Annotated in this window: 10 protein-coding genes; 5 read left to right on the top strand and 5 right to left on the bottom strand. The window is 44.8% G+C overall.

What is annotated here, in order from left to right; translation table 11 throughout:
* Positions 1 to 311: 311 nt before the first annotated feature.
* The 4 genes from QZY09_RS02960 to QZY09_RS02945 form a co-directional block, all read right to left on the bottom strand.
* Complete coding sequence (locus tag QZY09_RS02960; RefSeq protein WP_295667871.1) at positions 312 to 2,270, bottom strand: hypothetical protein; 1,959 nt, start codon at positions 2,268 to 2,270, stop codon at positions 312 to 314.
* A complete protein-coding gene (locus QZY09_RS02955; RefSeq protein ID WP_295667869.1) occupies positions 2,271 to 3,032 on the bottom strand; it encodes a PP2C family serine/threonine-protein phosphatase in 762 nt (253 codons plus the stop codon).
* A complete protein-coding gene (locus QZY09_RS02950) occupies positions 3,029 to 3,703 on the bottom strand; it encodes a VWA domain-containing protein (RefSeq protein ID WP_096351456.1) in 675 nt (224 codons plus the stop codon). The genes QZY09_RS02955 and QZY09_RS02950 overlap by 4 nt, the downstream gene beginning before the upstream one ends.
* Positions 3,704 to 3,797: 94 nt before the next feature.
* On the bottom strand, positions 3,798 to 4,433 hold the full coding sequence (locus tag QZY09_RS02945; RefSeq protein ID WP_295667866.1) for a DUF1684 domain-containing protein: 636 nt from the start codon (positions 4,431 to 4,433) through the stop codon (positions 3,798 to 3,800).
* A 173-nt stretch (positions 4,434 to 4,606) separates the two neighbouring features.
* Between QZY09_RS02945 and QZY09_RS02940 the strand changes: the two genes are divergently transcribed.
* The 5 genes from QZY09_RS02940 to aroC all read left to right on the top strand — a co-directional run bounded on the left by QZY09_RS02940 (position 4,607) and on the right by aroC (position 10,641).
* Positions 4,607 to 5,119: an emopamil-binding family protein gene (locus QZY09_RS02940; protein ID WP_295667864.1), complete on the top strand. Its 513-nt coding sequence runs from the start codon at positions 4,607 to 4,609 to the stop codon at positions 5,117 to 5,119.
* A 592-nt stretch (positions 5,120 to 5,711) separates the two neighbouring features.
* Positions 5,712 to 6,620, top strand: coding sequence for a prephenate dehydratase (locus QZY09_RS02935; RefSeq protein ID WP_295667862.1), 909 nt, complete (start codon positions 5,712 to 5,714; stop codon positions 6,618 to 6,620).
* A 191-nt stretch (positions 6,621 to 6,811) separates the two neighbouring features.
* Positions 6,812 to 7,939, top strand: a complete 1,128-nt coding sequence (locus QZY09_RS02930; protein WP_295667860.1) for a chorismate mutase — start codon at positions 6,812 to 6,814, stop codon at positions 7,937 to 7,939.
* A gap of 124 nt (positions 7,940 to 8,063) precedes the next feature.
* Complete coding sequence (aroA, locus tag QZY09_RS02925) at positions 8,064 to 9,350, top strand: 3-phosphoshikimate 1-carboxyvinyltransferase (RefSeq protein ID WP_295667858.1); 1,287 nt, start codon at positions 8,064 to 8,066, stop codon at positions 9,348 to 9,350.
* 193 nt (positions 9,351 to 9,543) lie between these two features.
* A complete protein-coding gene (gene aroC / locus QZY09_RS02920) occupies positions 9,544 to 10,641 on the top strand; it encodes a chorismate synthase (RefSeq protein ID WP_295667856.1) in 1,098 nt (365 codons plus the stop codon).
* 125 nt (positions 10,642 to 10,766) lie between these two features.
* Here the strand turns inward: aroC and QZY09_RS02915 are convergent, their stop codons facing one another.
* Entirely contained in the window at positions 10,767 to 11,666 is a 900-nt protein-coding gene (locus QZY09_RS02915; RefSeq protein WP_295667853.1) for a glycosyltransferase family 2 protein, read from the bottom strand.
* Positions 11,667 to 11,922 lie beyond the last annotated feature (256 nt).

Here is an 11,922-nt window from a genome sequence, read left to right as displayed (position 1 = left end):
TGAAAAATGATATCCATATTTTGTCCCTAATTTACGGATAGTTATTGCTCCGGATAAGTATTCCTTAGTTACTTCTCCCTTTAAATGCGATTTGTCCATTTTGTCCTTGATTTTTTTGTCAACCCAGGTTAGGACAAGTCAGTAGCGCTACAAATGCTACAACTGCTACAGAGCGCTAAAAATTTGAATAACAACACTTTAAGTGCTGACACTATTTTGTCAGTGACAAAAACTTGTCAGTACTTTTTGTGCATTTCAGGGGATAGCATGGATGAGCAGCCCGAGAATTGGAAGTACCGGCGATATCCGGCTCACCATTTAAAGATACGCCAATGTACCAGGTTTTCAAAAGCATCAAGGTCCAGCTGAGCCTGGGCTACTTTTGGCAACAGTTGCTGATACTGATGTTCAAGCAACTGCAGGGATACCCGGATACCCGAATGGATATTGGTTAAAGTTGTATGTTCTTTCCTTATTTCGTTTTCCAGCTTTTTACGTTGTAGTCCAAGGCTCTCTGCAGCCAAATGTGTTTCATGCTTAATTTTATCTAATTCGGGCGCATAGGTAAAGCCTGTTCCCATTTGTCGCTGCCATTCAAACAAAAGTTGTTGATTTTTAGGGCCGATACCGGCGACTTTAACCTGTTTTAATTTTGATATATCGGCAGCAGTACGGATTCCCTGGTTGCAGATCAATTTTTTTTTGGCTGGCCCAAACCCGGCGATCGTGTGATCATTCACATCAAACTGTTGTAAATACTGTTTGTATTTTGCCTGGTAATGTTTGTCTTCAATTTCCTTTTTTAAATGGACGAATAAAGACGGAAGCTTACGTAATGCCGCTATATTGTTTTTTAACTTGTTAGTCGTCTCGTTGTACTGTTTAAGTGCCGGCGGATAATTATACTGCTTTAACACCTGGTTAAACGGGCCGCTTACCCTGTTAAGCGCCTGCTGCCGGATGGCAAGTTCAGCTTTTAATTTACCACCCCCGCGCAATACCAGCCTTATCAATGCTATTCCGACCGGAATGATAGCGCCATAGAAAGACATACTTGCAGCAAGCACAATTAATAATGCCAAAACAACAATAACTGCCGCCAGGTTAATATACCTGTACCTATAAAACCGCGCAGGTATTTTTTGTGCCTGTAAACCCGGGTACGTATATGAACCGCTAAGGCGCGGAAGGTTAAGCTGTTCCAGCCGGAAACCATTTATAAAATGTTCTATATTGGTAAGCTGCGACGTTGTGTTTATATTGACATCATCAAGAAAATAATAAATATTAGCCTCGTGCTTAAATGCGCACCAGGGGCAGCGCTTCAAATTGCCGGGGTAAAAATGCAGTTTTGAAACAGGGCACGTGGAAAGATCTTTTATAAAATCGCCCATTTTAGTTGCCCATTGCAAAGGCGTCGGGCGCTCGCCGTCCGATTCAAATGCCAAATGGAACGCATCAGCGACAGGCGCAGGCATGGCGCTAAGTTCAAGACTGTTTTTTGCCGGGAAGAGGCGCTTGTTGCTGTTACGCAGCGAGTAGGCGAACTCGTGGTTTTTTATAGCCGTTTCTTCATCTATCTCCTGCTTGCCCGGGTTTACGCCTGTAAATGGAGCCCGCCCCAAAAATAAGAGTTGAAAAATAAGCGTCGCCAATGAAAATGCATCGGTATTGGCAGTTCGAACCACGCTTTCGAATGAGCCGCGCCGCAGTAATTCCGGCGGCGTATAGCGCAGCATTCCAACTTCACAAAAATGGTAGCGCTTGCCGTTTTTCACCTGGAATGAGTCGCAATCGATGAGGGCAACCATGCCTGTAGCGCTTACCAGCAGGTTGGCTTCATTTACATCGCCCACTATTATACCCGCCTGGTGAATTTTGTGAAACGCCACCGCCAGGTTGCGTGCTACATGTGCCAGGAAGTTATACCCTTTGTCGGGAAAAAGCTTCTTGCGATCCATAGGGGTGAAGAGCATATGCATGGGCAGGTAGCCTTGCAGCTTACGCATTGTAAAGCCGCGCACCTTTCCGCTGCCGTCGCGCGCTATATCCAGTGGCCAGGCCGCAAAACGCTGCAGTTCGTCGCTTACCAGCGTGGTCATGTGTCGCAGCTTTTCAGTTTTATCGGTGTCGGGCGCTTCTTTGTATACCTTCAGCACCAGGCTGCTGTCTTCGTTAACCGCGTAAACGTCACCTTCGCCGCCGCCGCCAATGCGGTTGGCCAGTGTGTAGGTAGTGCCTGCAGCGCCTTTATAGATTGTCCCGGTCATTTATTCCCTTGTTGCCAGCAATAAAGTTTTGTCGTCGTCAGTACGGTTGTTTATGATGTCGCCCGACAGGTAATCAGCCAGCCTTGAATTTAATATCGAAAGATGTTCTTCATTTTCAGCCCGCCGCAATGCCGGGAACAAACCTGCAAAAAACGGCTGGTGTACCGCCATGCTCACATGGTTAAGCGCCAGTTGCTGTAGCCCATCCGTAAAAATAGCTATTTCAGTTATCGGCTCATCAATCACTTTGTATTGTAAAAGCGCCAGGCTGGGGTCGTCAATGATAAAAGCGGTGGAGTTTTGATACTCCCCATTGTATGGCCACCAAATCTGTGTAAAATGCCCGCTGCCATCATTGCGTACGATCGCGCCATCGCCGATCTGCACAAACCCTGATTTTTTAGGCGTAATTATACAGCCCAATAAGGTGCAGGAGAATTCGTTTTTTGGAACTTCTTTAGCGGCAGCCAACTCCACCAGCCTGTCGTAAATATATTCGCCAAGGGCAATCAGGTGCCCGTCCGTAAGTTCCCTGCCGTCCTGTAGCAAGGCTTCAGTAAATTCATGAGCTGCTGACACAGCGGCCGTCGATGCTTCAGCGGCATACGCTGCGCTTCCTGCGCCATCACTGGCAAAACAAACCAATACATCTTCGCCGTTTGATAGCCTATGGATGCGGCTTGCACCCGCATCTTCACAGTTTTTGCCATTTTGCAGGTGCGAAGTGCCGATGACGCTTTGACCTATTGTTTTCCAGGTCATAAGTCGGCCCAGCCGGTTGGTGGAAGCAATTTGTTGTTTTCGCCAGGGTTTTTGCTCGATACGGTTTTCAATGAACCTGATAGCCACAGGAAAAACTCACGGAATGCCAGGCCGCGCAATTTTAAAGGTGCACGCACGGATAATTGCCTCAGTACATCAAAATTGGCGCCTTCTACCCCTATAGCAAAAAAAGCAAAACGGTTTTCGCTCTCGCCCTCCCGCACAAGTTGAGCAGCAAGGCTCCATGCGTCAGTAGGGGCGCCGTCGGTTATTAATATGATCCAGGGTTTGTAATAGCCCACGCCACGCTCCTTATATAGCTTTTTGCGTTTATTTACCAGGTCTATACCTAACCTGATGGCTGCGCCGATAGGGGTATCACCACTGGCGACCAGCTGTTTCGGGTAAAAATTATCTACGGTTTGAAAGTCCGATTCATAGGACACCGGCCCAAAGGTAACCATGGCCACTTCCACGCGTTTGGCGGCAAGTGGGTCAAGCTCCAGCTCCATTTTCAGGGTATTGATCCCCTCGTTGAGCTGGCGGATCGGCTCGCCGCCCATCGAACCCGAAGTATCCAGTAAAAGCATACAGGGGCAGCGGGATTCGGGATTGTCAGCAAAGTCGTCGGCGCCAAAAGGCAATTGTTCAAAAGAAATATACTCGTCCATCTGATTTCAGTTCCACACAGTTTAAGGATACAAAATTAACGATTTTGGGTGATATGGGAAAAAGGTAAGTGCATAAACACCTGTATCAATAGTCCTAATGGGTTCCCGTTTTGGCAAACAATTTTTCGCCGGCCTCAACAGCAATTGTAAGGTTATTTTCAGGAGGCGGTTTAGGGCATGAATATTTGCCGGAGAACGCGCAATAGGGGTTGTATGCCTTATTAAAATCCAACGTCATAGTGGCGCCTTTAAAGTCGGCGGTATTTAGGTCGATATACCTGCCGCCGCCATAAGTGGTATTACCATTGGTATTATCGGTAAAAGGCAAAAATAGATAGTCCTTATAAGCGGTGATGTTTGCCAGGGCGATGCTGCGGTATACGGTAAGCTGCAATTCCTTTCCATTTAGCTTAAAGTTAAGTAACGCATAGCGCACATACTGCTGGCTTGCGCCATTAAAAGTGTGCATGATAAAAATGGGCTCGCCGGTTAGGTATTTTACATCGGCGGTAACGCGATAACTACTGTCGGCATCATAAAAACGCAGGAATTGCAAGTCATCTTTTTTGAGTGGCGAGCTCGCATCTGTCAAAAAGTCGTTCTCATAGCTTTTCCTAAAGGCATCTATCCGCGCCTTATAATCCTGGCCGAAGCTTTGTAAAACGTTGCCTAAAAGTATTACCAGGAACAAAGGCTTTAACAGTTTATTGATAGGGTGATAAAAGTTCATGGCTAAAGGTAAAATGTTTTGCTGAAATAATTTGGTTAAATTATTGAATGCGCCTGGTCAATAAAATGCTAACCTGGCTTTTATCTGAAAATATTGGTTGCTCAACCCGGTGTTTTCAAATGTCTTATAAAAACCATTTTTTTCGTTACCTTCACCTATCAACCCATACCATCATGACGGAAATTCTACCACTCTCCAAACGCCCTGTGGATATTGCCCTGATCGTTTTCTTTTGCGTCAACCTGTTTTTCATCACTTATATTGTCGACCTGGAGCAACTGGTCATCGCCGATCCCAATAATTTTCAATACCCTGCCTGGCCGCCGGCAAAACTGGTGGACCTGGTACACTGGTACGGCCGTAATTTCGACCCGGTATTGATGGCACGGCCGGCGTGGTGGCGCGCCACGATTTGGATCGATTCGATCTTCTTCGGCCCGTTTTATGCCTTCGCTATTTATGCTTATTGGAAAGGCAAAAACTGGATCCGCTTTGCAAGTGTGGTTTGGGCATCGGTTATGCTCACCAATGTGAGCATCATTTTATTTGAAGAAATTAACGGCGAACACGCCACACCACAATTGGCGCGCGTACTATTATCCAATGCGGCATGGGTTATTTTCCCGGTAATTGTAATGTACCGGATGTGGCGCTCAGTATACCCGTTTTCGGCGAAACCGCGGTAGCATATAGGTTATTTAGAGCCATGACCCAAGAGTTAAGAAACAAGAGAATGATTCTTAAGATGGCACTTAGAGCGTAATTGTGTTTCAAAGAATTAAACGAAAATGCGTCAGGGATAGCAGCGGATACCGGCCATTGCGCCTAAGGCCTGAAGCCGTATGAGCGGAAAGCCCGCCCGGACGCCCAAATTCTTTATATTACAAACCCTATAATAAACTTTGAGATCAAATAGCCGCCGTCTTTTCGATCGGGACAAATCGGAATGATAGTAACCACGCTATTAGCATCTCCTCTATCTACTCCTTCAATTCGTTCATAAAACCGACAATACTAAACCAACAATAACTCTTCTCACCAAATAAAATTCTGTTCACCCCATTTATTTTAAGAAAAATAAAATTTTCTATTGACAAATTGATTTTTACTTGTACATTTACGCCGCAAACAAAAAACAATGAAGTTTAACAATGCATATTTTTATGGTTACTACTTTTACTTTACCAGTAAGAGCCGGGACTAATATGCATCAACAACATATAAAGAAACTGAAAAGTCCCGGCCAACAACCGGGACTTTTTGCTTTAATACGTTTTTATGAAACAAGATAAACCAAGAGTTGCCATCCAGGGGATCCGCGCTTCCTTCCACGAAGAAGCGGCTCTAAAGTATTTTGGTGAAAATATTCACACCATTGAATGTAACTCTTTTAAGCAAACCTTTGAGGCTTTGCAAAACAAGGAGGCTGACTATGTAGTGATGGCTATTGAAAACAGCATCGCCGGCAGCATACTGCCAAACTACTCGCTGTTACTAAGCTATGCTTTCCCGGTAGTGGGCGAAATTTACCTGCCCATCCAATTGCACCTGATGGCTTTACCGGGTGTTAAGTTCGAGGATGTTAAATTTGTAACCTCGCACCCCATAGCGATCCGCCAGTGTGTTGATTTTTTTGACGAATACCCGCATTTAAATATTGTGGAAAGTAATGATACAGCTGCCTGCGCCAAACGTATCCGCGACGAACAGTTAACCGATACCGTTGCCATCGCCAATACTTTAGCCGCAAGGCTTTACGGACTGGACGTGCTGGAGCGCCGCATTGAATCGAACAAAAAGAATTTCACCCGTTTCCTGATCCTCACCCATCATGAGAATGTGACCAAAAAGCAGCCTAATAAAGCTTCACTCTGTTTCCAGGTGAGCAATAAGGTGGGTTCATTGGCCAAAGTGCTCAATATTTTTGCCGAAGAAGGCGTTAATATGAGTAAGATCCAGTCGATGCCAATTTTGGGGAAACGTAACGAGTATAACTTTTACGTGGATATTGAATGGGAAGAGCAAAAAAGTTATGACACTGCCATACGGCAGATCTTAAAATACACGCACAACTTCAATATACTGGGTGAGTACCAGCGGCATGAAGAGGAGGGGCCGGCAGCGCCCAAGCCGGTTAAAAGTGAAAAAGTTCCGAGGACCTATATAAAGATGAAGAAGATGAATTGAGGGGAAAGTCCGGAAGTCCGAAAGTCGGAAAGTCCGAAAGAAGCAGCATCTCAAAAAAGAGCTTCTTTTCGGAGACGAGAGATCAAAAGAAGCCTATATAATTTAAAATATAATAAAGATTAGTTAACCACAGACAAATAAATCTTCCGGACTTTCGGACTTTACCGACTTTCGGACTCAAAAACAAAACGATGAAACTGGATTTAAACATACAACCGCTAAGTTCCTGGATAAAAACAAGCAGCGAACCATTATTAATTGCAGGTCCCTGCAGTGCCGAAACAGAAGACCAATTGGTAGCAACAGCACACCTTTTGGCAAAAACAGGCAAAGTATCGGCATTACGTGCAGGTATCTGGAAACCCCGCACCCGTCCGGGTGAGTTTGAAGGCATTGGCAGCATCGGCCTTAAATGGCTGCAACGTGCAAAAGCCGAAACCGGCTTGCCAACCGCTATTGAAGTGGCCAACGCCAAACACGTTGAAGAAGCATTGGAAGCAGGTGTTGATATTTTATGGGTGGGCGCACGTTCAACCGTAAACCCTTTTACTGTGCAGGAAATTGCTGATGCCTTAAGAGGTGTTGACGTGCCGGTGATGGTTAAAAACCCGGTAAACCCTGATCTTTCTTTATGGATCGGTGCTTTGGAGCGTATCAACCAGGCGGGTATTACCAAACTGGCTGCTATCCACCGCGGGTTCTCTTCACACGAAAAAAGCGCGTTCCGCAACGAGCCAATGTGGGACCTGGCTATCAGCCTGAAAACACACGCGCCTGAATTGCCGATCATCAATGATCCGAGCCACATTACAGGTAACAGAGATCTTATAGGATACATCGCTCAAAAAGCGCTTGATCTTGATATGCAGGGATTGATGATCGAATCACACATCGATCCAACCGTTGCCTGGACAGATGCCAAGCAACAGGTAACGCCATCGGCTTTGGTTGATATCATCATGAACCTGACTTTACGCAAGCCTGAGATCCGCAATGCTGAACTAAAGGATAAACTAGCCGTATTGCGTACCCAGATAGATAAAATTGACGACCTGGTGATCCAGAAAATGGCGGAACGCATGCAGATCGTTGAGCAGATCGGTAACTACAAAAAAGATAATAACATCACTATTTTACAGGTTAACCGCTGGGATGAGATTTTGAGAAAAGGCGTTGACTACGGCAAAGCTTTAAAACTGCATGAAGATTTCACTGAAAAATTACTGGAATTGATCCACAGCGAATCTATCCGCAAACAAACCGAGATCATGAATAAAGATAAAGCCGGCCAGGAAGCGGATAAATTAACACACGTGTAAGGCCTCACCCTGCCCTCTCCAAAGGAGAGGGTTTTAAATCATGCTAAACAAGAGCGAAGCTAAAGTCCTCTCCTTTGGAGAGGATTTAGGTGAGGCTTCACCACGCAAAGTATAATATAATATAATGAAACATAACATCATCCTTACCAAAAAAAGCAAATCGGTAAAAGGCACGGTACATCTCACAGGTTCAAAAAGTGAGTGCAACAGGGCGCTGATCATCGAAGCTTTAAGCAGCGGTAAGGTAAAGGTTGAGAATATTTCGGACGCGGCAGACACGGCAACGTTGTTGCAAGTCCTGAGTCATAAGCCCAAAGTCGAAAGTCAGCAGCAAAATGACTCAGGACTCGAGACTCAAGACTTAAGACTCGTAAACATCGGTCCTGCCGGTACGGCAATGCGCTTTTTAACAGCTTACTTTACGTTGCAGGCAGAGGAAGTGATATTAACCGGCAGCGCGCGGATGAAACAACGCCCGATAGGTATTTTAGTAGATGCTTTACGTGAGTTGGGGGCCGAGATCGATTATGTTGAAAACGAGGGTTTTCCACCCATTAAACTGAAAGGTAGCTTAGTGCAGCTTTCCAATAAGGTCAGTATAAAAGGAAATATAAGTAGCCAGTACATCACAGCGCTGTTGCTTATAGCTGCCCGGCTGCCTTTCGGTTTGGAACTCCATATTGAAGGGGAACTAACTTCCCGTCCGTATGTGGAAATGACGCTGGCTATGCTGCAATCGGCAGGTATCCAGCATACCTGGACGGATAGTGTGATCAGCATCCCTAACCAGGAATTTGCTGAAACAAGTTTACATGTTGAACCGGATTGGAGCGCGGCATCCTACTGGTATGCTATTGCGGCTCTTGCTGATGAGGCTGAGTTGTTTTTACCAGGCTTAACCCGGTATAGTTTACAGGGCGACAGTGTGATCACCGAGATCATGGCTAACTTTGGTATTACCTCGCAGTTTAAGGATGGCGGCGTATATCTCACTAAAGAAGCAAAACCGCTTGCCCGTAAAATATTCGACCTGAAAAGCTGCCCCGACCTGGCACAAACCATCATTGTAGTGTGTGCAGCATTGGGTCATGAAGCAACTTTTACCGGCCTCGAAACTTTAAAGATCAAGGAAACTGACCGTATAAAAGCGCTGCAAAATGAGCTGGCTAAAATTGGCGTAAAGCTGGTTGAAAAAGGCGAGGTTTATAAACTGGATTGCAGCGAAAAGCTGATCCCTGAACGTATATTTGTCGATACCTACGAGGATCACCGAATGGCAATGGCATTTGCGCCACTTGCCTTGTTGATCCCGGAAGTAGAGATAGAAGATGCCGATGTGGTAGAAAAATCATATCCTGCGTTTTGGAAGGATCTGGAGAAGGTGGGATTTGGGGAAGAGGTGAAAGGATAAAGGTAAAAGGCGAAAGGTTTTAGCAGAAAGACTTAGCTCAAAGTAAAAAAACTTGTCATTGCGAGCGTAGCGTGGCAATCGCGAACCATGCATAACCGCCATGCAATATTCGCGATTGCTTCATACCTCGCAATGACAAACGTGTATAAAATCGGTGTAATCATAAACACATCGGTGAAATCAAAAAAACAAAATGGCAGGCAATTCATTCGGGCAAATATTCAGGATCACAACTTTTGGGGAATCGCATGGCGAAGCTATCGGCGTAATTATCGACGGCTGCCCATCGCAACTTGAAGTAGACCTGGATTATATACAGGGCGAACTGGATAAGCGCAAGCCCGGTCAATCCAAAATTACGACGCAGCGCAAGGAAAGCGATACGGTAAAAATACTTTCAGGTGTTTTTGAAGGAAAAACTACCGGCACCCCCATCGCGATGATCATCCCCAACGAGGACCAGCGCTCAAAGGACTATACGCATAATGTGGACGTTTTCCGCCCCTCACATGCGGACTATACTTATCAAACCAAATACGGCATTCGCGATCATCGCGGCGGAGGTCGTTCATCGGCCCGGGAGACCGCTGCACGTGTTGCTGCAGGCGCTTTAGCTAAATTGCTTTTAAAAACACAAGGCATAGAAATTGTTGCCCATGTGAGCAGTGTTGGCAAGATCAACGCGCCCGAAGTAGCAGTAAAAAACGCCAATCAGTTTATTGAAGAACGCGAAAAAAATATCGTACGCTGTGCCGACCAGCTAGTAGCTGCAGAAATGATTGAATATATCGACGGCATCCGCAAACAGGGCGATACTGTTGGCGGCAAAGTAAGCTGCCATATCATCAATTGCCCTGTGGGTTTGGGCGAACCGGTGTTTGATAAGCTGCATGCCGATTTAGGTAAAGCAATGCTGAGCATCAACGCCGTGCATGGTTTTGAATATGGATCAGGCTTTGCGGGCAGTGAAATGCGTGGATCGGAGCATAACGATATCTTTTCGAAGAACGAATCAGGTGATGTCGAAACCCTTACTAATTACTCAGGTGGCATCCAGGGGGGGATCAGTAACGGAATGCCCATCGAATTCAAAGTCGCCTTTAAACCGGTAGCTACCATAATGCATAATCAGGTTACCATTGACAGTGAAGGCAACGCTGCCGAAATATCTGGCAAAGGTCGTCATGATCCTTGCGTTGTTCCAAGGGCCGTGCCTATTGTTGAGGCGATGGCGGCGCTTGTAATTGCAGATCACTGGCTGAGGAACAGGAATACGAAGCTTAACGATTAATGCAGAAACGCGACCCTGATAGGGGAGATGATTGCGGTGGTCATCCCTTGCCGTTTTCCGCAACGTTGGAATACCTTGCCAGTCGTATTTTTCCTGGCTTCGGCTGTTTTCAACTTGAAGTTTTTTTACCTGGACGAATATAGTTTTCGTGGAACACTGTCATAAAAAACCAACTCTTTCACCTTGGCAACCTCTTCTCGTTTAGTAATCTTGTAGCTTAATCCTATTACTTTATTGATTTCGTCGCGGCTGGTATCAGCAAACCAACCCCATTTATTAAAGTAGTGTATTGCGCTTTTGATATGATATAGGACCAATTTTGAAAATTTGTAGGATCCCTGGGCAAGATAATGTTTAATTGTTATAGCAGGATAATACAATGTTACCGAAACTTCATGCAGTCGCCGGGTCAGATCTATATCTTCAACATAAAGGAAGAAGTTTTCATCAAACCCACCGATGTTTTTTAGCACATCAGACCTCATAAACATAAAACAACCAGGCAGGTTGGGGATATTCATTGGTTTTGAATAATCCTTATTCAGAAGTAAATAGCTGTCCAGTTCGTGTTTAAACAAAGGTTTAAAAAAGCCGGGGATAAATCTCCTGGCAAGAAGATCAAATGGCGTAGGTAATTTTCTGCAAAAATACTGGAGGTCACCTTCCGCATCCAATATCCTTGGGCTGATCATCCCTACGTCGTCATGTTGCTCCATAAAATCGAATGCCTGCTGTAAACTCACCGGGTCAAAATCAATATCGCTATTAATAACCAGGTGATACCTTGAGGGGGTGTCTTCGTTATTTATCGCAACATTGTGCCCCCTGCCGTAACCCAGGTTAGCGTTATTGAAAATATAAGTAACGTTTGAAATGGTGGATAGGACTCTTAATGTGTCGTCTGCTGAATTGTCGATCAGGAAAATTCTTTTCCTTAGTGTAGATTTGTTAATTAACCTCAGCACTTGTCTAACTTCTCGTTCTTCAGTATGAAAAAGGACAATTGATATTTTTATATCTAACATAAAAAATTTTAATAGGGGCGTCTTAAAATTTAAAAAACAAATTAACGTTCCCGGTACTCCCGATAAGTTTCATTGGATTAAAAAGAATGAAGTTCTTACCTTGTATGGCACCCATGTATTATTAAAGTATTACCTAATGCCGGAGTAGGATTTCCGTCAAAAACCACTTTTAATTTTGTCATAACTTTTAAGTACATATAAATTTAAGGTTATTATTTTTAATTTATAGTGATTTTTATTATTTTAAAGTAAAATT

Origin of the sequence: uncultured Mucilaginibacter sp., from assembly GCF_903913935.1 — a bacterium.
Taxonomy (GTDB): domain Bacteria; phylum Bacteroidota; class Bacteroidia; order Sphingobacteriales; family Sphingobacteriaceae; genus Mucilaginibacter.
Note: the sequence above shows the minus strand (reverse complement) of the source record. Positions and strands in the feature narration are given on the sequence as shown.

Excerpts from the sequence above, each read along its gene's own strand:
- QZY09_RS02960 (WP_295667871.1), bottom strand. The coding sequence starts at position 2,270 with ATGACCGGGACAATCTATAAAGGCGCTGCAGGCACTACCTACACACTG.
- QZY09_RS02955 (WP_295667869.1), bottom strand. The coding sequence starts at position 3,032 with ATGACCTGGAAAACAATAGGTCAAAGCGTCATCGGCACTTCGCACCTG.
- QZY09_RS02950 (WP_096351456.1), bottom strand. The coding sequence starts at position 3,703 with ATGGACGAGTATATTTCTTTTGAACAATTGCCTTTTGGCGCCGACGAC.
- QZY09_RS02945 (WP_295667866.1), bottom strand. The coding sequence starts at position 4,433 with ATGAACTTTTATCACCCTATCAATAAACTGTTAAAGCCTTTGTTCCTG.
- QZY09_RS02940 (WP_295667864.1), top strand. The coding sequence starts at position 4,607 with ATGACGGAAATTCTACCACTCTCCAAACGCCCTGTGGATATTGCCCTG.
- QZY09_RS02935 (WP_295667862.1), top strand. The coding sequence starts at position 5,712 with ATGAAACAAGATAAACCAAGAGTTGCCATCCAGGGGATCCGCGCTTCC.
- QZY09_RS02930 (WP_295667860.1), top strand. The coding sequence starts at position 6,812 with ATGAAACTGGATTTAAACATACAACCGCTAAGTTCCTGGATAAAAACA.
- aroA (WP_295667858.1), top strand. The coding sequence starts at position 8,064 with ATGAAACATAACATCATCCTTACCAAAAAAAGCAAATCGGTAAAAGGC.
- aroC (WP_295667856.1), top strand. The coding sequence starts at position 9,544 with ATGGCAGGCAATTCATTCGGGCAAATATTCAGGATCACAACTTTTGGG.
- QZY09_RS02915 (WP_295667853.1), bottom strand. The coding sequence starts at position 11,666 with ATGTTAGATATAAAAATATCAATTGTCCTTTTTCATACTGAAGAACGA.